This is a genomic window from Streptomyces sp. NPDC088730 (assembly GCF_044751215.1).
In the GTDB taxonomy this organism is placed as follows: Bacteria; Actinomycetota; Actinomycetes; order Streptomycetales; family Streptomycetaceae; genus Streptomyces.
The window spans coordinates 71,456-94,153 of sequence record NZ_JBIVLK010000001.1 but is presented as its reverse complement, the minus strand read 5'-3'; the positions used below and the strand labels follow the sequence as shown (position 1 = coordinate 94,153).

Annotated in this window: 19 protein-coding genes; 1 reads left to right on the top strand and 18 read right to left on the bottom strand. The window is 71.6% G+C overall.

Translation table 11 applies throughout. From position 1 onward, the window contains the following. Positions 1–31: 31 nt before the first annotated feature. The 15 genes from ACIP89_RS00355 to ACIP89_RS00285 all read right to left on the bottom strand — a co-directional run bounded on the left by ACIP89_RS00355 (position 32) and on the right by ACIP89_RS00285 (position 18,156). Positions 32–889, bottom strand: coding sequence for a M55 family metallopeptidase (locus ACIP89_RS00355; protein ID WP_401921766.1), 858 nt, complete (start codon positions 887–889; stop codon positions 32–34). Next, positions 886–2,274, bottom strand: coding sequence for a diaminopimelate decarboxylase (locus tag ACIP89_RS00350; protein WP_402112123.1), 1,389 nt, complete (start codon positions 2,272–2,274; stop codon positions 886–888). Before ACIP89_RS00350 ends, ACIP89_RS00355 begins: the two co-directional genes overlap by 4 nt. 145 nt (positions 2,275–2,419) lie before the next feature. After that, complete coding sequence (locus ACIP89_RS00345; protein WP_402112121.1) at positions 2,420–4,081, bottom strand: PucR family transcriptional regulator; 1,662 nt, start codon at positions 4,079–4,081, stop codon at positions 2,420–2,422. A gap of 68 nt (positions 4,082–4,149) precedes the next feature. Then, the gene (locus ACIP89_RS00340; RefSeq protein WP_402112119.1) at positions 4,150–4,704 is read right to left on the bottom strand and encodes a hypothetical protein; all 555 of its coding nucleotides are present in this window, start codon (positions 4,702–4,704) and stop codon (positions 4,150–4,152) included. A gap of 35 nt (positions 4,705–4,739) precedes the next feature. After that, positions 4,740–6,461 (bottom strand): alpha/beta hydrolase, encoded by a 1,722-nt coding sequence (locus tag ACIP89_RS00335; RefSeq protein WP_402112117.1) that lies wholly within the window; start codon positions 6,459–6,461, stop codon positions 4,740–4,742. 2 nt (positions 6,462–6,463) lie between these two features. Then, positions 6,464–6,835 carry a hypothetical protein gene (locus ACIP89_RS00330; protein WP_402112115.1) on the bottom strand — a complete coding sequence of 124 codons (372 nt, stop codon included), beginning with the start codon at positions 6,833–6,835 and terminating at the stop codon, positions 6,464–6,466. 158 nt (positions 6,836–6,993) lie between these two features. Then, positions 6,994–9,339, bottom strand: a complete 2,346-nt coding sequence (locus ACIP89_RS00325) for a xanthine dehydrogenase family protein molybdopterin-binding subunit (protein ID WP_401921752.1) — start codon at positions 9,337–9,339, stop codon at positions 6,994–6,996. Next, positions 9,336–11,048 carry a 2Fe-2S iron-sulfur cluster-binding protein gene (locus ACIP89_RS00320; RefSeq protein ID WP_402112113.1) on the bottom strand — a complete coding sequence of 571 codons (1,713 nt, stop codon included), beginning with the start codon at positions 11,046–11,048 and terminating at the stop codon, positions 9,336–9,338. Before ACIP89_RS00320 ends, ACIP89_RS00325 begins: the two co-directional genes overlap by 4 nt. Beyond that, a complete protein-coding gene (locus ACIP89_RS00315) occupies positions 11,045–11,941 on the bottom strand; it encodes an FAD binding domain-containing protein (RefSeq protein ID WP_401921747.1) in 897 nt (298 codons plus the stop codon). The genes ACIP89_RS00320 and ACIP89_RS00315 overlap by 4 nt, the downstream gene beginning before the upstream one ends. 288 nt (positions 11,942–12,229) lie before the next feature. Continuing rightward, positions 12,230–13,873 carry a beta-N-acetylhexosaminidase gene (locus tag ACIP89_RS00310; RefSeq protein ID WP_401922303.1) on the bottom strand — a complete coding sequence of 548 codons (1,644 nt, stop codon included), beginning with the start codon at positions 13,871–13,873 and terminating at the stop codon, positions 12,230–12,232. Between the two features lie 4 nt (positions 13,874–13,877). Beyond that, a complete protein-coding gene (locus ACIP89_RS00305; RefSeq protein WP_311305420.1) occupies positions 13,878–14,726 on the bottom strand; it encodes a carbohydrate ABC transporter permease in 849 nt (282 codons plus the stop codon). Beyond that, entirely contained in the window at positions 14,723–15,697 is a 975-nt protein-coding gene (locus ACIP89_RS00300) for a carbohydrate ABC transporter permease (protein ID WP_401921742.1), read from the bottom strand. Before ACIP89_RS00300 ends, ACIP89_RS00305 begins: the two co-directional genes overlap by 4 nt. A gap of 2 nt (positions 15,698–15,699) precedes the next feature. Beyond that, a complete protein-coding gene (locus tag ACIP89_RS00295; RefSeq protein ID WP_402112111.1) occupies positions 15,700–17,004 on the bottom strand; it encodes an extracellular solute-binding protein in 1,305 nt (434 codons plus the stop codon). A gap of 228 nt (positions 17,005–17,232) precedes the next feature. Then, on the bottom strand, positions 17,233–17,526 hold the full coding sequence (locus ACIP89_RS00290; protein WP_073723799.1) for a DUF3039 domain-containing protein: 294 nt from the start codon (positions 17,524–17,526) through the stop codon (positions 17,233–17,235). 30 nt (positions 17,527–17,556) lie between these two features. Continuing rightward, positions 17,557–18,156: a YqgE/AlgH family protein gene (locus ACIP89_RS00285; RefSeq protein ID WP_402112109.1), complete on the bottom strand. Its 600-nt coding sequence runs from the start codon at positions 18,154–18,156 to the stop codon at positions 17,557–17,559. A 274-nt stretch (positions 18,157–18,430) separates the two neighbouring features. Here ACIP89_RS00285 and murA point away from each other — a divergent pair, with 274 nt between their 5' ends. Then, positions 18,431–19,771, top strand: coding sequence for a UDP-N-acetylglucosamine 1-carboxyvinyltransferase (gene murA / locus ACIP89_RS00280; RefSeq protein ID WP_327337128.1), 1,341 nt, complete (start codon positions 18,431–18,433; stop codon positions 19,769–19,771). An 84-nt stretch (positions 19,772–19,855) separates the two neighbouring features. On the opposite strand, the gene ACIP89_RS00275 is transcribed toward murA, so the two are convergent. The 3 genes from ACIP89_RS00275 to ACIP89_RS00265 form a co-directional block, all read right to left on the bottom strand. Beyond that, complete coding sequence (locus ACIP89_RS00275; protein WP_401933089.1) at positions 19,856–20,365, bottom strand: hypothetical protein; 510 nt, start codon at positions 20,363–20,365, stop codon at positions 19,856–19,858. A 184-nt stretch (positions 20,366–20,549) separates the two neighbouring features. Next, positions 20,550–20,831 (bottom strand): HU family DNA-binding protein, encoded by a 282-nt coding sequence (locus tag ACIP89_RS00270; protein WP_003968811.1) that lies wholly within the window; start codon positions 20,829–20,831, stop codon positions 20,550–20,552. A gap of 343 nt (positions 20,832–21,174) precedes the next feature. Further along, positions 21,175–22,608 carry an NAD-dependent malic enzyme gene (locus ACIP89_RS00265; protein WP_401921733.1) on the bottom strand — a complete coding sequence of 478 codons (1,434 nt, stop codon included), beginning with the start codon at positions 22,606–22,608 and terminating at the stop codon, positions 21,175–21,177. Positions 22,609–22,698 lie beyond the last annotated feature (90 nt).

Genomic DNA, 22,698 nt, shown 5'->3' with positions numbered 1-22,698 from the left:
CGGGCGGTACCGGCACCGGACCGCCGGGTCCTCAGGTCCAGTCGCCTTCGCGACCGCCGCCGATCACCCAGCTGAGCGCCCGGAAGCGGCGCAGCGCCGTCATGGCGTCCGGGGTGTCCATACGGACGGTGCGGGGGCCGGACAGTTCGACTCCGGACAGTGCGCCCGCGCGGTCCGCGAGGTGCGGGCTGTCCACGTCGACCTCGACCACGCGCGGCACGGGGCGCGCGACGGGCCGGGGCGGGGGCGCCGAGAGGGCTGCCGCGGCCTCGCGCCGGATGTCGGCGCTCGTGACGGCCGGGGTGCGGCAGACGGCGGCGTGCCGGGAGATCGCCCGCTTCACGGTGACGGTCCGGCAGCCGGGCGCGTACCCGGCGGCTTCGCGACAGGTCACGTCGTCCCCGGTGACGAGGACGACCGGGACGCCTGCTTCGGCGGCGACCAGGGCGTTGAACCCGCCCTCGCCGACGGGCTCGCCGTCGATACGGACGCCGAGGATGCTGTGGGAGAGGTAGGTGTGCGCGAGGACGCCCTGTTCGCCGGCGCCGGTGTGGTAGCCGACGAACGCCACCGCGTCGGGGCCGTCCGTCAGGCCCTCCAGCATGCCGAGCGGCTTGTGCCGGCCGACGATCAGGACGGCGCGCGGGTCGAGTTCCTCGATGAGGACGTTGTCCATGCCGCAGTGCGCGTCGTTGACGACGATCTCGTCCGCGCCGGCGTCCGCGAACCCGGCGACGGCGGCGTTGACGTCCTGGGTGAGCAGTCGGCGGAAGCGTTCGTAGCGCGGTGTACCGGCTTTGACGTCCGCCGGGGAGACGGTGCCCGTCGCCCCTTCCATGTCGGCGGATATGAGAACACGCTTCACCCCGCCACCTCCTTCTCCGGTCATTGCCCCGGGCCGTCCGCGCGCAGCGCCACGAGCGCGTCCGCGTGGGAGAGGCCGCTCTCCTCGACGACTTCGCGCACGCTCTGGGCCTCGCGGACCAGGGCGAGGCGGACCTGACCTGCCGAATCCGTGCGATACCCGTATACAGCGGGTCTGGGCAGGGAATTGTATGAGAAGTGCGACGAGAAGTAGTACGCCCCGGTGTCGTACAGCGCGACCAGGTCCCCGGGCTCGACCGCCGGGAGTTCGCGGGCGCTCGCGGTCAGGTCCCCGGCGAAGCAGCACGGCCCGGCGATGTCCACGACCTGGAGCGGCCCCTCCTTGGGCCGGCCCGAGGAGTCGAACACGCCGACGCGCAGGGGCCAGGAGTCGGGCATGAACACGGTGCGGGTGGCCACCTGGGCACCGGCGTGGGTCACCGCGATCCGCCGGCCGCCGGCCGACTTGGTGTACTCGACGACCGAACCGATGGTGCCGCTCTTCGCCAGCAGCGAGCGGCCGAACTCGGTGACGAGGGTGTAGCGGCCGTCGAAGAGGCCGGGGGCGGCGGCGCGCAGTTCGGTGACGTAGTCGGTGTAGGTGGGGCGATCGTCCTCGCTGTCGAAGTTCACCGGCAGGCCGCCGCCGATGTCCAGGCCGGTGATCCGGGCGTGCCCGAGCAGGGTGTTGATCCGTTCCGCCAGTTCGTACGCGGCGCCGACCCCCTGCGCGATGAGCGGCAGCGGGCAGCCCTGGGAGCCGACGTGCGCGTGCAGGCGGTTGAGCCAGGGGCGCGTGGTGAAGGCCTCGATCACCGCGTCGACGGCTCCCGGGTCGCGCAGCGCGACGCCGAATTTGGACGTGGCGGTGGCGGTGCTCATCGCCCCGATGGCCCCGGCCCCGACCTGCGGGTTCACCCGGAGGCCGATGGGTCCGGCGGGCTCCCGGCCGGCCAGCAGGCGGTCGACGCGCGCAAGCTCCTGGAAGTTGTCCAGGTTGATCGCGATGCCGTGCTCAAGGGCGAACTCCAGCTCCTCGACGGTCTTCGCGGGGCTGTCGAACACCAGCCGGTCGTGGCTGAACCCGGCGGCGAGGGCCTGTTCCAGCTCGCCGGGCGACGCCACCTCGCAGCCCATCCCGGCCTCCGCGAGCAGCCGGAGCACCGGCACCAGTCCGCACGCCTTGGCCGCGAAGGTGTGGTGGACCGTGGCCGGTCCCTCGAACGCCTCGTTCAGCGCGTCCACCGCGGCCAGCACCCCGTCGACGTCGAGCAGGCCGACCAGGGGCGAGCCGGGGCCGAGCAGTCCGTCCTCGACGGCACGGGCGAGCGCCGCCTCACGGGCGCGCTTGCGCTGGGGGGCCGGACCGGAAGTCACCTGAACCACACTCCTACGTGATGGGTCGCTCATGCACCGCGGCCCGTCGGACCGCGGGCCGTTGTGCCCAGCTTCGGTGCGCGGAGCCCGGCATGTCTTCGTCGCCCAGGACCAGGACCGGCCGGTGTTCCTGTCCGCTCCGACAGCTAAACGATCATCAAGGGGGTTCGGTCCGGAATCAGGAGCGGGGCCGGGCGGGCCCGAGACGCAGACCGATCTCCGCCAGGAACCGCACCGCCGGATCGGCCAGGTCGACCCCGAACAGCTCCCGCGCCCGGCGCAGCCGGTACCGCAGCGTATTCGGGTGCACGTTGACCTGTCGCGCGGCGGCGGCCGTGTCGCCGAAGGCGTCGAGGTACGCGGCGACGGACTCGCCGTACCGCGCCCCGTGCGACCGGTCGTGCTCCAGCATCGCGTGCACCGGCCCCGATATCTCCTGCCACAGCGGCTCCACCCGGTCGAGCAGCCGCAGCACCGCCGCCTCGGCCACGACCTCCGCGTACGACGCCACCGCGGACCCGGCCCCGGCCGGGGTCAGCCGCGCGGCGCGCTCCCGCAGCACCCGCACCACCAGCTCCGCGGCGTCCCGCGAGGCGGGCAGTTCCGCGGGCTCCGACACCACGGGCCCGGCTCCGGCGAAGACCACGCCCCGGGGCACGGAACGGGCCGTGGCCAGCAGGGTGCGCGCGGGGTCGCTCTCGCCGTCCGCGGCCGGCACCAGGACGTACAGCCGCTGCCCTGACCGGGCGGTCACACACCCGGGACGGTAGGCCGCGGCCTGGAGCGCCAGAACGTCGAGCACCCGCTGCACCCGCTGTCCGGCATCACCCGGCGCGGGCTCCGGCCCGTCGTAGGCCTCCGCCACCAGCACGGCGTACGGCCGCCCCCGGACGAGCCCCACGTCGTGCGCCGCCTGCCCGTTGCCCGACAGGAGCGCGTGCACCGAACCCTCGCGGGCCCAGGCCGCCGCCCGGCCCCAGGTCCGGTGGTGCGACAGATGCGGGACCGCGGCGCGGGCCGCCGTCCGCAGCGCCGCCACCGCGTCCTCGGCCAGCGGCCGCCCGTCCCCCGCCGCCCAGATCGAGCCGAGCACCTCGGAACCGTGCCGCACCGCGACGGCCAGCCGCTCGGCGTACCGCTCGTCGGCGGGGAGCCGCACCACGTCGTCGGTGTTCCACAGCGCCTGGAAGAAGCCGCTCTCCCGCAGCTGGACGACCCGCCAGCGGGGCACCTCCTGGCCGAGGATCGTGAGCCGCCGCATCGGGTCGGGCTCGTGGTCCATCCGCGAGTAGGCCAGCACCCGTGACTGCGGGTCCTCGATGGTGATCGCGCCGCCGACGAGGTCCGCCACGGTGTTGGCCAGCCCCGAGAGATCGCCCAGCCGCAGCCCGTCCACCCCGGCCGCGCTCCCCGACCGGTCCGGGACGCTGTGCACCAGCGCGGTCCGCAACTGCCCGAGCACCTCGGTCCAGCCCTGCCCGGCCCGCCGGGTCAGCAACGCCGTACGCCCCCGCTCCGCCGCCTCCAGCAGCGCCGCCCGCGGGCCCCGCGCACCACGCCGCATCACCACGGCCGCCGCCCCGGCACGGTCCGCGGCGCGCAGCACGTCGACCGCCTCGGGCGAGGCGACCTCCACCCCGACCGCGAGCAGGACCAGCCCGACGGCTGCCCAGGCGTCCTCGTCCCCCTCCTCACCGGGATCGTGCAGCACCACATCGGACACGGGTACGCCGGTGCCGCACGGCGCCACGACGACATCGAGCGTCCCGGCGGCGATCAGCGCGAGCAGCTGCGCCAGCGTGGGACCCGGGTCGGGCCGGTCCGTCTCTGAGATGTGCATCCGCCCATAGTCGCCCCGCACCACCACGACCTGCCATGTCCCCGGTCACTACGGGGCAGCGCTCCGGGCTACTTCCGACGCGGGTCGCCGGAGGACCAGAATTCCGATTGCTCCCTCGGCGTCAGCTCTGCCTTGTTCGGGCCCCCGGGCTGGCCGGGTGTCCCGGGCGGATAGGTCATCGCGGAGTCCTCGACGCAGCTCACCCCCGCTTCGACGAAGACGTTGCCGATACTGCCGACTTGCAGGATGACGGCGAATCCGTCAGCGGTCCTGGCCCGGAGCCGTGGCACATCCCTGTCTGAAAATACGCTGAAATCCCGGGCGCCCTGCTGTTCCCAGTAACGCCGGACCTGCTCCAACAACTCACCACGCCGCTCCTTCGAGACCACGGTGAGAATGTTCCTGCTGCGGAATACGGTCGTGGTGCCGGTCGGCCGGTTGAGACCGGTACTGCATGCCGTTTCCGAAGTGGTACCGTGAACCCATTTCACCGACGGGTGGATCGCCGCCATCGTGCCGTCGAGAATCACCTCCGCACGCTGCCCGGCCTGCTGCATATCCATCGTGGGTCTCTCCTTTTCCTTGTTGTCCTGACAAGCCGCAAGCACCACCACCAGCAGCACACAACCCAGCAATCGCACCGGTCTACTCACAGGCATCACCGGGGGTCCACCGTCGTGATCTTGTCGCCATGACCGGCCACAACGCTCGCAATGTTGTTCAGGGAATCGCCGCCGGCGTCCTTGTCGAAGTAGATCGAATGCGCGGGCAGATCGCCGGTCACGAGCCCCGTGAGGCCGGTGTCCTCTCCGGGGGCGACACTGAAGTGATGGCCGCCGAAATGGTCGTCGGCCGGATCGGTGCCGAACCAGTTCTCCTTGGGGCCGTACTCGCTGCCCGGCGCGACGTACCGCAGAGGGTTACCCGTGGGCAGGTTGCTCACCTGGTCGTTCTCCGCCGCTCCGACGTAGACGTGTTCGGCGCCCACGCCGAGGTCAGCGGCTCTGTCGACGCCGACACCCGGACTGCCTACGAGGATCACGTCGTCGGCGGGGATTCCGCCGGGCTGCTGGGTTGCCTCACCCACGGTCAAGGAGCCGTACGAGTGGCCAATGGCCGTCACATGCGGTGACCCGGATTCATGGGTGGCCCGAATTCCGTTCAGAAAACTGTTGTACGCCGGGGCTCCGGCCTTGGCGTCATCGTCCCTCATGACGTCGGTGGCCGACCACTTGACACCATCCAATTGCGGTGCGTCATAGCCGAGCCAGACCACGGAGGCACTGGTAGTACCTGGATACATTCCGTTCGCGGCGTCTGCCACATCTCTCGCCCGCTTCAGATCCGCCGAAGCGAAGTGCCCGCTCAGCTTCGTGTTCAGGCCCGGCACATAAGCGGAGACGTTCTTCGAAGTGTCCGGGTTGCCGAACGAGACGATGGCGCGGCCGTTGCCCTGCGAGCCGAGGCCGAGCAGGTACGGGCGGGGTTCGCGCCCCCGGTCCAGTTGCTGCTGGATGCCCTTCACGCCGTCGATCTTGTCCTTGAGGGCCGCCGCCTCGCCCCCGGTCGCGGATGCGTAGTCGGACTCCAGGCTGCTCAGCAGCATCGGCAGGTAGGTCCGGTTGGCCCGGTCCCGGTCGGCCATCGGTACGCCGTCCCGGTTGCCGATCTCCTGCGGGTAGTCCTGGATCAGCTCGGCCTGGAGGCCGGGGGAGAGCCCCGCCCACCACGCCTGTACGGCATCGGGCGACGCCTTTCCGTCCGGCATGCCGAGCTCGGACAGCAGCTCGGTATTGAGTGCGTCAGCTGTCGCCAGTTCCAGCAGGCCGGCGCTCCAGTCCCCCTTGGCACACCGGTTGGCCGCCTCGGTGAAGAGCTCGATCGCCGCCGTGTACTCCTTGTCCGCCGCCTGCGCCGCGTGCCAGGCGTCACCGATCCGGTCGGCGTACCCCTGTGCGCGAGCGGCCTGGTCCCGGTGCATGATCGCGATGTCGCCCGGCATCATGCCGTCGGCGCCGACGGTCGGGGCGGTGACCGTGCCGTCGTCGGCGACTTTGTATCCGGCGTCCGTGGCGTCCGCGACGGCGTCCGCGAGTCGGCCCTGGTAGGTCATGAGCGCTTCGCCCCAGGCCCTCAACACTTCGCCGACACCGTCGAGTTCCTGCTTGGCGATGTTCAAGTCCCGCTGCATCCGGCCGAGTCGGTCGGCGGCCGACTCAGCGGTGACACCGCCCCAGGCACCCTCCTGGGTGAGGGGGCGGTGCAGATACTTGCCGAAGTCACCGGCATGAGTGGTGAACTGCTCCGCCAACGCGTCCCAGGCATCGCCCGCGTCGGTCAGCAGGAGTGGCTTGGCATCACGGAGTTCCGAGACCCGCATGCTCAGTAGCCCCCGTTCGCGGAGTAGCGGCTCGGCGGAGTGGCGCCCGGAGCGTAGGGGCCCCGGAACGCCTTGCGACGCTCCTGGTCCTCGTCCGTGAAGCTCTTACCGGAGCCGCTGACCGCGTCCGCCGCGCTTCCCACCATGCCCGCCAGTGACCGCAGCGCCTTCGTCCACGCCTCCAGGCAGTCGTCAATCGCCTGGGCGGACTGGAAACCCATCAGCCCGGCGACGGCCGTATCCGTCGGTGTGAACAGGGCTTTGACGTCTTCCGGTAGGTCGTGGGAAACCTTGCGAGCGGCCTCGGCCGCCTTGTGCACCTCGCTCGGTTCGATCCATAACCCTCGCGTCGCACCGCCGATCGGTGTGGACATGAGTTCCCCCCGTGGTCGCTTGGTCGCTTGGTCGCTGGCGATCCACAGGCTAGAGACACGTTCGTCCCCGGTCCTGAGTACACGTACTCAGGACCGGGGACGAACGGTCGCGAAGTGCCGTGCCCCCGTGAGGGCGCGGGCTCCGTGCCCCGCAGGGCTCAGGACCTGGTCGCCGCCACCGCTGCCTGCGGCCGGATCGGGAGGCGGTTGACCGGGCGGCCGGTCGCCGAGCGGACCGCGGCGGCCACGGCGGCCGGGGAGGTCACCACGGGGACCGCGGAGGCGGGTTTGGCGCCGAACGGGGCCACCACGTCGCGCTCCTCGACGAGTCGGACGATGCGGATGTCCGGCGCGTCGAGGGAGGTCGGCAGGGCGTAACCCGTGAGGTCGGGGTGGCGGATGAGGCCGCGGGCGGTGCGGAGGTTCTCCGTGAGGGCGGTGCCGATGCCCTGGGTGATGCCCGCCTCGATCCGGGTCGCCAGCTGGGACGGGTTGAGGACCCGGCCGACGTCCTGGGCGACGGCCATCTCCACGACGCGGACCGAGCCGAGCTCGATGTCGACGTCCACCACCGCACGGATCGCGCAGAAGGCCAGGCCGACGAAGGCGTCGCCCTGGCCGGACTCGTCCAGCGGTTCCGTGGGGTGGGGGCGGCACTGGGCGGTGGCCCAGAGCTCCTTGCCGTCCATCGCCTCCATGACGGTCGTCGAGAGCACCCCGTCGTAACTGGTGATCTTGCCGTCGGCGATCTGGAGCAGTTCGGTGGACATGCCGAACTGGTGGGCCAGCGGCTGGAGCAGCTGGGTGCGGACCATCTTCGCGGCGCGTTCGACGGCTCCTGCCGAGACCCAGGTGTGACGGCCGTGCGTGGCCGGTCCCGCCGGGGGCTGGTCGGTGTCGACGGAGGCCACGTGCACCTCCTCGATGCCCAGGGTCTCCTGGACGACCTGGCGGGCCAGGGTCGAGAAGCCCTGGCCCGTCTCGACGGCGGCGCAGATGACGGTGGCGACCCCGTCGTGGACCCGGACCGTGGCCGTGGAGACCTCGTCCGCACCCTCGGCGCCGAGCATGTGGACCATGCCCAGCGCGTAGCCGACCCCGCGCCGCACCGCGCCGGGTTCGCCCGCGCCTTCCGGGCCGCCGGGCAGCAGCCAGTCGTCCTCCGGGGAGTCCTTGGGGAGCGAGGGGAGCCTGAAGTCCCTCACCGCGCCCAGGAGTTCCGCCACGGGGGCCGGGCAGGTCACGGTCTGCCCCGTGGGCAGGATGTCGCCGGTGGACAGGGCGTTGCGCAGCCGCAGTTCGGCCGGGTCGATGGAGAGCCTGGCGGCCAGCTTGTCCATCTGGCCCTCGTACGCGGCGCAGACCTGCATCGCGCCCTCGCCCCGGACATGGCCGGACGGCGGGTTGTTCGTACGGACGGCCCAGCCCTCGATGAAGGCGTGCGGGACGACGTAGGGGCCGCAGGCGAACGCGACGGCGGCGGCCAGCGATTCGGACGAGTCGTCGGCGTACGCGCCCGCGTCGAGGAGGATCTGCGCCTCGACCTTCACCAGCCGGCCCTCGGCGTCCGCGTGGTGGCGGTAGCGGAGCAGGGTCGGGTGGCGGTGCGCGTGGCCGAGGAAGGACTCCTCGCGGGTGGCGGCCAGCTTGACCGGGCAGCCGGTGCGCAGGGCGAGCAGCCCCAGCGGGAGCTGGAATCCAGGGTCCTCGCGGTCGCCGGTGGCGCCGGGGACGCCGGTCACGACGACCTTCACCCGGTCCGGTTCGAGGCCGAAGCAGGCGGCGGCGAGGTCGCGGTCGGTGTGCGGGTCGGTGGAGGCGGTGTAGATCTCGACGCCGCCGTCCGGGCGGGGTACGGCGAGCCCGGCCTCCGCACCGATCGGCGCCGGGTCCTGACGGCCGATGCGGTACAGCCCCTCGACGATGACCTCGCCCACGACCTCCGGGTCGCCGTAGCGCAGCGGGATGTGGCGGATCAGATTGCCGTCGGGGTGCAGCGGTTCCGCGGCGAAGGCCTTCTCCGGGTCGGTGACCGGTTCCAGCACCTCGTACTCGACGGCGATGGCGGCGGCGGCCAGCCTGGCCGTGTCGGGGTGGTCGGCGGCGACGGCGGCGATCGGCTCGCCGTGGTGGCGGACCAGCTCGGCGGCGAAGACGGGGCGGTCCACGACGCGGCGTCCGTAGGCGCTCTCGCCGGGGACGTCCTCGTGGGTGACGACCGCGCGGACGCCCGGCATCTCGACGGCGGCGGAGGTGTCGATCGACAGGATGCGCGCGTGCGGGTGCGGCGAGCGGAGCACGGCCGCCCAGAGCAGTCCCTCTGCCCACAGGTCGGCGGCGTACGGGAAGGTGCCCTCGGTCTTGGCGCGGGCGTCGGCCGGCGGCAGCGAGGCGCCGAGGCCGAACACCGGCTGCTCGCTCCCGGGGCCGTCGGACCCGTCCAGTGAGGGGATGCTGATCGCCGTGTGGGTCGCGCCGCCCGCGGTGGCTGCGTCGTTGCTCACGCCATGCCTCCGTCCTGCAGATGGGCCTGCACACTACCCGCGCCGGGGGGCGCCTGGTGCGGGATGCGTGCCTCGTCCTGTTTCGCGGACTGTTCCGCGGATTCCGGTGCGGACGCCGAGGCCGCCTCACGGCCCGCGATCACCTCGTTCACGGCGTCGAGCACGCCCCGGTACCCGGAGCAGCGGCACAGGTTGCCGCAGAGTGCCTGCCGGGTCTCCAGCTCGCTGGGGGCGTGGTTGCCCTCCAGCAGGTCGTGGACGGTCATGGCCATTCCGGGGATGCAGAAGCCGCACTGGACGGCGCCGCAGTCGGCCAGCGCCCGCTGGACGTCGGACGGTTCGCCGTCGACGGCCAGGCCCTCCACGGTCCGCACCTCGCTGCCCGCCGCGGTGGCGGCGGGGACCAGGCAGGAAGCGACGAGCCGGCCGTCCACCTGGACGTTGCAGGCACCGCACTCGCCCTGCGAGCAGCCGTCCTTGGCCCCGGCGAGGCCGAGGCGCTCGCGCAGCACGTAGAGCAGCGACTCACCGATCCAGGCGTCGGTGACGGGCCGGTCGACGCCGTTCACGTGCAGCGCGTACGAGACGGAGGGGTGCTCGCTGGGCAGGTCGAGCCGGGGGGCCGGGGCGGCCTCGGGGCCGGCGGAGTCTGGATCGGCGCCGGAGTCGGTGACGTCGGAGTCGGTCACGTCGGGGGCGAGGTCGGGGCCGGGGTCGGTGACTCCGGGGGCGGTGACGTCGGGGCCGGTGACTCCGGGGGGCGTGGCGTCGGCTTCCGCGGACGTGTCCGTCGCGTCCGGCGCCGGGACATCGGTGTCCGGTGCCGCTTCGGCATCCGTGGTCCCGGTGTCCGGCGCGTCCTCGGCAACCGGCTCCGCGACCCGGTCCGCAGCAGGGTCCGCAGCAGGTTCTGCCACCGGCTCCGGGTCCGGCTCCGCGACCGGTCCGGCCGGTCCGGGGTGCTCCATGGCGGGGTGCGACGCGTCCTGGAGGGCTGCCTCCGGCGGGACGTCGTGCGCGTCCGCCCCGGCGTCCGGCGCGTCCGGTGTCCCGTCGTGGTCCGGCCCCTGCGGCGGGGCGCTGTCCCCGGCCGGGGGCTCCGGCTCGCGGGTCGCCCAGGGGGCGGGCGCACCGCCGGGCAGGGTGGCCGGCGGGGTCCGGTCCGCGTACCAGGCGGCGGCCGCGGAGGGGGAGAACTCGCCGGACTCCTCGGGGAGATCGCCGTCGGCGACCGGGATCTGCCACTGGCCGGTGTGCCCGGCCGGTTCCGCGGACTCGGCGGACTCGGCGAAGTTCCACTGGCCGGTGGCGGCCCGGTCCTCGCGGTACCGGTCCGGGTACTGCTCACCCGGCGGGTGCGGCTGGTACGGGGTCTGCGGGTATCCGTACGGCGCCTGCTGCTGGTTCGGGTCGGGCCAGTGCACCGCCTCGGGGGCGGGCCGCTCCGCGTCCGGGGCGTGGTTCTGCCCGTCCTGCCCGTCCGGCGTCCGGACGGCCCAGCTGCCGGTGGCCGCGGGGTCGATCCCGGCGGCCGGGGTCAGCGGGAGGATCATCGGCGGGACGTAGCCCTGGCCGGGCGCGGCCAGCGGGATGTTCGCCAGGTCCTCCGGCGGCAGGTGGACGAAGGCGGTCGACTCGCCGTCGTAGTCGCCGTTCTGGGGGATCGGCTCCCATCCCCCGTGCTGTTCGGTGTGGTCCTCGTTGCTCACGACAGTGCCCTCCCCAGCGCGCGTCGGGCCAGCGCGGCGACGGTGCGCCGCAGGTGCAGTACGGCGGGGGTCAGCGGTGGCGCCTCTCCCCCGTCGGCGGGCGGTGGTTCGTCCGGGATGCACGCCGCGGCGACGTACTCGCCGAAGGCGGCCAGCGCGTCGGGCGCCAGGCCCCGTTCGCCGTCCCAGTCGATCAGCGAGGCGATCCAGCGTTCGGCCTCCAGCGGCCTCAGCGGCATCGGCGCGATGGCGCCGACCGCGCAGCGCACTCCGCGCCGGGCCGGGTCGAGGACGATCGCGACGGAGGCGGTGGCACGGCCGGGGCCGGTGCGTCCGGTGGCCTTGAGGAAGACCTGCGGGGCGTGCAGCAGGGGCACCCGGACGAAGCCGATCAGCTCCGCGGGCTCCAGCATCTCGCGGCCGGCCAGCAGGTGCGAGACCGGGATCTCGCGGCGGGCGCCGCCGGGGCCCGCGATGACCAGCTCGGCCTCCAGCGCGGCCAGGACGGGCAGGGCGTCACCGGTCGGCGCGGCGGTGGCGATGTTGCCGCCGAGGGTCCCGGCGTTGCGGATCTGCGGCGGGCCGGCGGCGCGGGCCGAGGCGGCCAGGGCGGGGATGAGGGCGGCGAAGTCGGGGCGGCCCATCCGGGCGTGGGTGAGTCCGGCGCCGAGGAGGGCGTGGCCGTCCTGGTAGTGCCAGCCCCTCAGTTCGCTGATCCGGCCGAGGCCGACCAGTCCGGAGGGGCGCAGGAGGCCCTTGTTGACGGCCGACATCAGGTCCGTGCCGCCCGCCACGGGGACGGCGGCAGGCATGGCGCCCAGTGCCGCCACTGCCTCGTCCAGCGAGGCAGGCAGCGTGACGGACTGCGTCGCCTGCGGTGCTTGCGTGGTCAACCCAGCTGCCCCTTCCCGGTGTCCCGGCTGTCCCGTCTGTTTCGCCGTACGGTACGTGCTCAAAGCCTGGACGTGGCAACTCTGGCACATCTTCGGACCGGCCCGACGCGAGGGTCCGCGAAGGGAGTATCCGTCCCTGGCCAGGGGGATGATCCCGATTCGCACCTCTTCTGAGCAGAGTACGAATTGCCACTATTCAGCGAGCTTGTACGACTTATTCCGTTCCACGGAAGAGTTCAACGGAAGTGTTCAGCGGGAGAGTCCTGGAGCACCGGGAAGGGTGAGGTCTCACACGCGCGGGGGCGTTCCCTCAAGCGGGCGGCCGAGGATGCCGGGCCGCCGCTGCCACGGCAACGGGCCGCTCGACGGGCGGTAGTCGACACCCAGCGCGTCGAGTCGCGCGTAGTGCGCGGCCATCCGCCGCTCGAAGCCGGCGAAGTCCCGGTCCTCGGAGTCGGGCAGGGTCGACCAGGCGACCTCGGCGAAGGCGGCCAGGCGCGGGAAGACCTGGTAGTCGACCCGGGCCCGGTTCTGCATGACCTCGGTCCAGACGTTGGCCTGGGTACCCAGGACGTGCCGGGCCGCCTCCGCGGAGAGGCCCGGCGGAACGGGTTCGAAGCGGTAGACGTCCTCCAGGGTGCGGACGTATCCGATCGGCATCGGCTCGTCGGGACCGCCGTCCTGACGGTGGTCCAGGTAGACCTGCTGCTCCGGGCACATCACCACGTCGTGCCCGGCCTCTGCGGCGGCGATGCCGCCTCCGTAGCCGCGCCACGAGGAGACGGCGGCGCCCTCGGCGAGTCCGCCCTCCAGGATCTCGTCCCAGCCGATCAGGCGGCGCCCCCGTGCGGTGAGCCAGCTGTCGAAGTGCCGGATGAACCAGGACTGCAGCTCGTCCTCGTCGGCCAGGCCGAGTTCCTTGATGCGGGCCTGGGCCGCGGGCGAGCGCTTCCACTGGTCCTTGGGGCACTCGTCGCCGCCGACGTGGATGAACGGCGAGGTGGTGGCGGGGAAGAGTTCGAGGAGCTCCTCGAAGACGCCCTCGAAGAAGCGCAGGGCCTGCTCGGTGGGGGCGAGTACGTTCGGGGAGACGCCCCAGTCGTCCCAGACGGTCATGGCGGTGGTGTCCACGACGTCGGTGTTGCCCAGCTCCGGGTAGGCGGTGATGGTCGCCTGCGAGTGGCCCGGGATGTCGATCTCGGGGACGACCCGGATGTGCCGGGCGGCGGCGTACGCGACGATCTCGCGGATGTCGTCCTGGGTGTAGAAGCCGCCGTGCGGGGTCTCGTCCCAGAGTTCGGAGGCCCGGTGGCCGTGCTTGGTGCGCGAGCGCCAGGAGCCGGTCTCGGTGAGGCGCGGGTAGCGCTTGATCTCGACGCGCCAGCCCTGGTCGTCGGTGAGGTGGAAGTGGAAGACGTTCAGCTTGTGGGCGGCGAGGAGGTCGAGGTAGCGCAGGACGTCGGTCTTGGGCATGAAGTGCCGTGCCACGTCGAGCATCATGCCGCGCCAGCCGAAGCGCGGGGCGTCCTCGATGTCGGTGAACCCGAAGCCGGGCCGGGCGGCGCCGTCCACGGGCGCCCGGCGGAACGCCTCGGGGCCCAGCAGCTGACGCAGCGTCTGGGCGCCCCAGAAGACCCCGGCGGGGCTGCCGCCGGTGATCGCGACGCTGTTGCCGGGCAGCGTGGTCAGCCGGTACGCCTCGGGTTCCAGGGCGGGATCGGTCAGCAGCCGGACGGACTGCTCCGCGCCCTCGCCGGCCGGGGCGAGCGACAGGCCGAAGGCGGCGCCGAGCGTGGCGCGCAGCCATCGTTCGGTGGTCTCGGTGCCGGGTGCCGCGCTGATGGTGGTGGACGCGTCCAGGACGAATCCGCACCTCCCCTGCTCACCGGGGCCACCGGCGCGCACGGGGGCCGGGATCAGATCCATGTCCATGAGGTCAGTCCTTAACCGCTCCGCCCAGTCCCGAGACCAGGCGTCGCTGTACGAGTACGAAGAAGACCAGCACGGGGATGGTCATCACCGTCGAGGCTGCCATGATCCCTCCCCAGTCGTTCTCATCGGGTTTGAAGAAGACCAGCAGCGCCATCGGCAGCGTCGACTGGGAGGTGTCGCTGATGATGAACGACTTCGCGAAGAGGAAGTCGTTCCAGGTCGAGATGAACGAGAAGACGCTCGTCGCCACCAGTCCCGGGAAGACCAGCGGGAAGAGGATCTGCCACAGGAAGCGGGCCCGGCTCGCGCCGTCGATGTACGCCGCCTCCTCCAGCGCGTCCGGGACCGCCTTGACGAAGCCGCGCAGCATCCAGATCGCGAACGGCAGCGAGAACGCCAGGTGCGGCAGGATCAGCGAGCCGAGCGTGTTCAGCTGGCCGAAGTCGCGCATCAGGAAGAACAGCGGGATCGTCAGCGCCTCGACCGGCACCATCTGCGCGACCAGGAACATGATCAGCAGGGTGGTGCGGAAGCGGAACCGGAACCGGGTGACCGCCGTCGCCGCCAGGAAGGCGATCAGCGCGGAGACGATGACGACCGTGCCCGCGACGATCAGGCTGTTGAGGAAGTAGCGCCCGAAGTCCTGCTGCTGGAAGACCCGGCGGAAGGAGTCCAGGGACGGCGACAGCGTCCACGGCCTCGGGTGCGCGGACTGGACCTCACCGGCCGGCTTGAAGGCCGAGAGCACCATCCAGTAGAGCGGGAAGGCCACGGCGGCGGCGATCAGCAGCGCCGCCGCCTCGGCGGCGAGCCGGCCGGGCCGGCGGACGCGCGACAGGGACGGCAGGCTCACAGTTCCTCCCCCTGGCGCCTCACCAGGCGCAGATAGACCAGCGTGACCGCCAGCAGGATGACCAGCATCACGACACCGATGGCCGAGCCGAGGCTGTACTGCGAGGACGCGAACGCCTTCTGGTAGGCGTACACGTTGAGCACCAGGTTCTGTCCGGCGATGCCGCCGCCGTTGGTCATGACGTAGATCTGTGTGAAGACCTTGAAGTCCCAGATGATCGACTGGATGGTGACGACGATGAGGATCGGGCGCAGCATCGGCGCCATGACGGACCGCCAGATCCGCCACTGCGAGGCGCCGTCCAGCGCCGCCGCCTCCAGCACCTCGGTGGGGATCGCCCGGATGCCCGCGTACACGGTGACCATCACGAACGGGAACGAGCACCACAGCACTTCGAGGAGCACCAGCGCGAAGGCGCTGTAGCGCCCGTACGTCCAGGAGAAGTCACCGAGCCCCAGTACCCGGTTGACCGGTCCGAAGTCGGGGTCGAAGAGGAAGACCCAGACGGTCGAGCCGGTGATCGCCGGGGTCGCCCAGGCGCCGAGCGCGGCCATCATCAGCGCGAGCCGGGGCAGCGCCCGTATCCGGGTCAGCAGGACGGCCAGGGCGCAGCCGACCAGCAGGGTGGCGAGCACGCAGAGGGCCGCGAAGACCACGGTGGCCGCCAGCACCTGCCAGAACTGGCTGTCCTGGAAGAGCGTCGCGTAGTTGCCGAACCCCTGGAAGGTGGCCGGTTCGCCGCCGCTCACCTGGGCCTGGGTGTACTCCAGGAAGGAGATCAGGCCGAGCTGGTAGATCGGGTAGACCAGCAGCCCGCCCAGCAGGACGAGCGCGGGCAGGAGGTAGAGCCAGGGGGTCCAGCCGGACCGCCGGGCCGGGGAGGCCGGGGGGCGGCGCCGGCGCGGGCGGGGGACGGCTCCGCCCGTGCCGGGTGCGCCCGGCGCCTTGTACGCCGTGCTGTTCGCCGTCATCGTCAGCCCGCGTCGGCGAACGCCGCGTCCATCTTCTTCGCCGCGTCGTCCGAGGCGCCGGCCACGTCCTTGCGGCCGCTGACGATCTCCTGGAACATCGTCGGCAGGATCAGCGAGGAGTCGATCTGGCCCCAGGCGGCCGAGGCGGGGACGAACTTGGCGCCCGCGCCCAGGGTCCTGACGAACGGTTCGACGAACGGCTCCTTCTTCGCGGCCGCGGCGAGCACGTCCGTGTACGTCGGCAGGAAGCCCATCGCGTCGAACATCCTCGCCTGGGTCTCCTTGCCGGTCAGCGACTTCATCAGGTCGACGGCGAGGGTGCGGTGCTTGCTGCTCTTCAGCACGCCGATGTTGTTGCCGCCCGCGAACGCCGGGGCGACGGAGCCCTCGGCCACGCCGGGGAGCGGCACGACCGCGTACGCGCCCTTCACCGTGCCCGCCTCGACGGCCGCGTGGCTGAAGTCGCCGCCGATGGCCATGGCGGCCTTGCCGGAGGCGAAGGCGGTGACGGTCGCGTTGCCGCCCATGGCCGCGCACTTGGCGGCCGGGCAGTTGGCAGCGCCGAAGAGCGAGGTGTAGGCGGCGATGCCCTTGCGGGCCTTCTCGCTGTTGATGGCCGCCTTGTACGAAGTCCCGCCGCCCGTGGCCAGTTCGCCGCCGTGGGCCCAGATGAACGGCATCGCGCCGTAGGTGTACGCGCCGCCCACCGCGAGCCCGTAGAGGTCGGGCTTCTTCTGGTGGATCTTCTTGGCGGTGGAGATCAGCTCCGCCTGGGACTTGGGCGCCGCGATCCCCAGGTCCTTGAAGACGTCGGTGCGGTAGTACAGCGCCCGGACGCCGACGAAGAGCGGGGCCCCGTAGATCCTGCCGTCGACCGTCACGGACTGCTTGGCCGTCGGGTCGGTGTCCTTGGCGTCCGCCCACGCGCCGAACTCGGCGCTGACGTCGGCCAGTCCGCCGTCCTTCACGTAGCCGGCGGTGTCGGTGTTGCCGTACTCGATCAGGTCCGGGGCGCTCTTGGGGTCGTTGAACGCGGCCTTGACGCGCTGGGCGCGGGTGTCGACGGGTATGTACTCGATCTCGACCTTCGCGTCCTTGTGGGCCTTCCGGAAGTCCGCGACCGCGGCGTCGACGACCTTCTCCTTGGGCTTGTTGCCCACCTCCTGGAACAGCCAGACGCGCAGTGTGCCGGTCTTCTCGTCCCCCTTGGCCCCGGTGTCGGAGGTCTGCGGTGCGCAGGCGGTGGCGGTGAGACCCGCCAGTACAAGCGCCGCAGCCGGGGCGGCAATTCGGGCAGAAAGCTTCATCCGGGACCCCTACCGGTAAGCGTTGCAACATACGCAACGAGCGTTTCGTTCTGCACAACTGGCAGGAGGGTAGGTCTAGACGAAGTCTCCGACAAGTGGTCTCAACCACTCTGTGACCCGGGGAAGCAGCCCGTGCAACGCGGCCCGCTCCGGACGACGAAGAACCCCCGGGGCGCGCGGCTGCGTGCCCCGGGGGTTCTCCCGGGAGGTCGGTTCTGCTGCTGCGGACTACTTCTTGTCCTTGCCGCCCTTGCCCTTGTCCTTGTCGCCGCCGGCGCCCATGGACTCGTAGATCTCCTTGCACATGGGACACACCGGGTACTTCTTGGGGTCGCGCCCCGGTACCCAGACCTTGCCGCACAGCGCCACCACGGGGGTGCCCTCCAGGGCACTCGCCATGATCTTGTCCTTCTGGACGTAATGGGCGTAGCGCTCGTGGTCGCCGTCGCCGTTCGACACCTGTGGCGTCGGCTCCACGAGGGTTCCCGTACCTGCCCCGCGATCGGGCTCAAGAGTGCTCATAACCGCCAAGCGTACTGAAAGCCCGGCGGATCAGTTCAGCGAAGGGTCGTCCGGGTACGTGGCGACCATGGCCAGTTCGCTGCGCTGACGGCGCAGGACGGCCCTCCAGAGGCCCTCCGGGCGCGGGGACGAGACATCCCCCGGCTCCGACTCGACGACGTACCAGGCGCCCTCGGAGAGTTCCGCCTCCAGCTGCCCCGGCCCCCAGCCGGCGTACCCGGCGAAGATCCGCAGCGAGCCGAGGGCCGGGGCCAGCAGCTCGGGCGGCGCCTCCAGGTCCACCAGGCCGATCGCCCCGTACACCCGGCGGAAGCCGATGGGGTCCCCCCTGTTCGAACGCGGCCGGGAGCTCGGGGAAGGGCCCTCGTCACCGGGGATCACCGCCACCCCCAGCGCCGAGTCGAGGGAGACCGGGCCGCCCTGGAAGACGACACCGGGTTCGCCGGCCAGCCCGGCCCAGGAGATGAGGATGTCGGCGACGCCGACCGGGGTCGGGCGGTTCAGGACAACGCCGAGCGAGCCCTCCTCGTCGTGGTCGAGGAGCAGCACCACCGCGCGGTCGAAATTCGGGTCCGCCAGGGCGGGTGCGGCCACGAGCAGCCGCCCTGTGAGCGAGGACACCTCGGTCATGCCAGAAATGATCCCGCATCTTCGGCGTTCGTGGGGGCGAAGTGGCCCGGCCGTCGCCCTGGCCGCCCGAGCGCAGCTCAGGGCGCACGGGTGCACGGGGAGCGCACGTCCGGGCACCCATCCGGACGGTAACCCTCCGCAAGATCCAGGACGCGGAGCGTGTTGTGGCGGATTCATGACGTTCGCGTACCCCCCGCTTTCTTACGGAAGGGGGGTGCGCGGCCATTACCCTTTCGATTGGCCCCCTGCCCGACCACTCCGGAACGCGAGATTCATGACCGGCACAGACGATGTCCTGCTTGTCCACGGCGGAACCCCGCTGGAGGGCGAGATCCGCGTCCGAGGCGCCAAGAACCTGGTGCCGAAGGCAATGGTCGCCGCGCTGCTCGGCAGCGGGCCCAGCCGGCTGCGCAACGTGCCCGACATCCGCGATGTGCGGGTGGTGCGCGGGCTCCTGCAGCTGCACGGCGTGACCGTCCGTCCGGGTGACGAACCGGGCGAGCTGATCCTGGACCCCACCCACGTCGAGAGCGCGAACGTCGCCGACATCGACGCCCACGCGGGCTCTTCGCGCATCCCGATCCTCTTCTGCGGCCCGCTGCTGCACCGGCTGGGCCACGCGTTCATCCCGGGGCTCGGCGGCTGCGACATCGGCGGCCGGCCGATCGACTTCCACTTCGACGTGCTGCGCCAGTTCGGCGCGACGATCGAGAAGCGGGCGGACGGCCAGTACCTGGAGGCCCCGCAGCGGCTGCGCGGCACCAAGATCCGGCTGCCGTACCCGTCGGTGGGCTCCACCGAGCAGGTGCTGCTGACCGCCGTACTGGCCGAAGGCGTCACCGAGCTGTCCAACGCGGCCGTGGAGCCGGAGATCGAGGACCTCATCTGCGTACTGCAGAAGATGGGCGCGATCATCTCCCTGGACACCGACCGGACCATCCGGATCACCGGCGTCGACCGGCTGGACGGCTACACCCACCGGGCCATCCCGGACCGCCTGGAGGCCGCCTCCTGGGCGTCCGCGGCGCTGGCGACCGAGGGCAACATCTACGTCCACGGGGCGCAGCAGCGCTCGATGATGACGTTCCTGAACACCTTCCGCCGGGTCGGCGGGGCCTTCGAGATCGACGACGAGGGCATCCGGTTCTGGCATCCGGGCGGCGCGCTGAACGCCATCGCGCTGGAGACGGACGTGCACCCCGGTTTCCAGACCGACTGGCAGCAGCCGCTGGTCGTGGCGCTGACGCAGGCCGCGGGCCTGTCGATCGTGCACGAGACGGTGTACGAGTCGCGGCTCGGCTTCACCTCCGCGCTGAACCAGATGGGCGCGCACATCCAGCTCTACCGCGAGTGCCTGGGCGGCTCCGACTGCCGCTTCGGCCAGCGCAACTTCCTGCACTCCGCGGTCGTCTCCGGGCCGACGAAGCTGCAGGGCGCGGATCTGGTCATCCCCGATCTGCGCGGCGGTTTCTCGTACCTGATCGCCGCTCTGGCGGCGCAGGGGACGTCCCGGGTGCACGGGATCGACCTGATCAACCGGGGCTACGAGAACTTCATGGACAAGCTGGAGAAGCTCGGCGCGAAGGTGGAGCTGCCGGGCGGTTCACTCGTCTGAGCGGCGTACCTGGCAGACACCGGGGCCGGTGACCGGAGGCGACGTCCTCGGTCACCGGCCCCGGCGCGTCGGGGCGCCCCCCGCTCAGAGGCGCTTGCAGTTGATCACGGAGCCTTTGCCGCCGCCCCTGGACAGCGTCAGCCGGACGTCGCGTCCCGTCACGCGTATGTGGAGGGTGTCCGCCGACAGCCCGTCCCAGCCGGGCGCGTACGCGCAGTCGCCGTCGAAGTCAGACGGGATCGCTCCCGGGAAGCCGCTGACCGACAGTGCGGACATCTCCTCACGGGACTCCGCGAAGCCGTTCGGCGCGTCCACCGACACGCCGTCGCCGTCGGAGTCCCACGTTCCCGTGATGCCGTCCCACTGGTCGCTCTCCCAGGTTCCGTCCTTGTGGACGGTGAGCGTGGCGTCGGCGCTGGTGCCCTGCGCCCGGTAGTGCCACCTCCCCACGACGAACGCCTTGACCGCCTGCCGCCTGGGCCCGCCGTCGGCCCCGTTGCCCCCGCAGGCGGAGACGAGTGACGCGGCGGCCCCTATCGCCAGGTAGCGCAGTGCGGTCCGGCGGCGGATGTGCAGCGTGGTGTGTCTGGACACGGTCGCCCCTACATTGAGCCCCCGTCCGGGGCCGGGGGCTCAATGTAGGGGCGCCGCCGCCGCTCCGGTAGCCCGGAATCGGCCGGTGTGCCGTGGAAGGCACAGAACGGCCCTTCTGCGGCCCGTACGCCGAAGGGCGGCCACCCTGGTCGGGGTGACCGCCCTTCGTCGTACCAGGGGGTTGTTACTTGCCCTTGGCGGCTTCCTTGAGCTTCGAGCCCGCGGAGACCTTCACGCTGTAGCCGGCCGGGATGTTGATCGGGTCGCCGGTCTGCGGGTTACGAGCGGTGCGAGCGGCACGGTGGGTGCGCTCGAAGGTCAGGAAGCCGGGGATGGTGACCTTCTCGTCGCCCTTGGCGACGATCTCGCCGACGGTCTCGGCAAGGGCGGCCAGCACGGCGTCGGCGTCCTTGCGAGTCACCTCGGCGCGGTCGGCCAGGGCGGCCACCAGCTCACTGCGGTTCATGTTGTTACTCCCGTGTTCTTCTTGCCTGTGAGGCGTGAGATCGAAGCCGATGCTGCCAGGGCCCTCGGACAGTCCCCGGACTCGGGTCCGTGTGAGAACCCTCGCGCCCCGTGGGGGTCTCCCCCCGGACGAAGTCCTTGGGAAAGTATCCTGCCCCCACCTGCGGCGGGAAAGCCAATCCGGCACCCTCCGGAGTCACACGAAAAGCGCCACTGCCTCGTCGTGGTGACGTTCCGTCGACTCCCCGAAAGCGGTCCGCAGCGGTTGCGGGGCTCTACGGGACGCGTCGCCCGCCCACCCTAAAGGGGCGTTTGGGGCGCCGCGACCCGCGACGCGCCGGACATCAGACGGACGTGGGGCCCGTCACAGTCGCGCCGGCCGCCTTGGCGGCGTCCCGGACGGCTCCCGCGACCGCGCCGGCGACCTTGTCGTTGAAGACCGAGGGGATGATGTAGTTCGCGTTCACCTCGTCCTCCGCGACGACACCGGCGAGGGCGCGTGCGGCGGCGAGCATCATCTCGGTGTTGACGGTCCTGGACTGGGCGTCCAGCAGTCCGCGGAAGACGCCGGGGAAGACCAGGACGTTGTTGATCTGGTTGGGGAAGTCGGAGCGGCCGGTGGCCACGACCGCGGCCGTCTCGCGGGCGACCGCCGGGTCGACCTCGGGGTCCGGGTTCGCGAGCGCGAACACGATCGCGCCGTCCGCCATGGCCGCGACGTCGGTACCGTCCAGCACGTTCGGGGCCGAGACGCCGATGAAGACGTCGGCGCCCACGACGGCCTCCTTGAGGGTGCCGGTGACGGACTCCGGGTTGGTGTTGTCCGCGATCCAGCGCAGCGGCGAGTCGGCGTCGGCGGAGACGAGGTCCTCGCGGCCGGCGTGCACCACGCCGTGGATGTCGGCGACGACCGCGTGCTTGACGCCCGCGGCGAGGAGGAGCTTCAGGATGGCCGTGCCGGCCGCCCCGGCACCGGACATGACGACCCGTACGTCCCCGATGGCCTTGCCCACCACGCGCAGCGCGTTGGTCAGCGAGGCCAGTACGACGATGGCGGTGCCGTGCTGGTCGTCGTGGAAGACGGGGATGTCCAGGGCCTCGCGCAGCCGGGCCTCGATCTCGAAGCAGCGCGGCGCGGAGATGTCCTCCAGGTTGATGCCCGCGAAGCCGGGGGCGATCGCCTTGACGATCTCGACGATCGCGTCGGTGTCCTGGGTGTCCAGGCAGATCGGCCAGGCGTCGATGCCGGCGAACCGCTTGAAGAGGGCCGCCTTGCCCTCCATCACCGGGAGCGCGGCCATCGGGCCGATGTTGCCGAGGCCGAGCACCGCGGAGCCGTCCGTCACGACTGCGACGGAGTTGCGCTTGATGGTGAGCCGGCGGGCGTCCTCGGGGTTCTCCGCGATCGCCATGCAGACCCGGGCCACACCGGGGGTGTAGATCATCGAGAGGTCGTCACGGTTGCGGATGGGGTGCTTCGACTGCATCTCGATCTTGCCGCCGAGGTGCATCAGGAACGTACGGTCGGACACCTTGCCGAGGATGACGCCGTCGATGCCGCGCAGGCCTTCGACGATCTCGTCGGCGTGCGAGGTGGAGGAGGCGGCGATCGTGACGTCGATCCGGAGCTTGTCGTGACCGGAAGCGGTCACGTCGAGGCCGGTGACCGAACCACCGGAGGACTCCACGGCCGTGGTGAGCTGGGAGACCGCTGTGCCGCTCGCGGGCACCTCCAGCCTGACCGTCATCGAGTACGAGACGCTGGGCGCCGTTGCCATGGCCGAGTCCTTCGCTTTCCTTAGCTTCATTGCTACGCGGCCGGGTCCGAAATCAGGAACAGACCCGCACACGCCTTCAGATATTCGCAC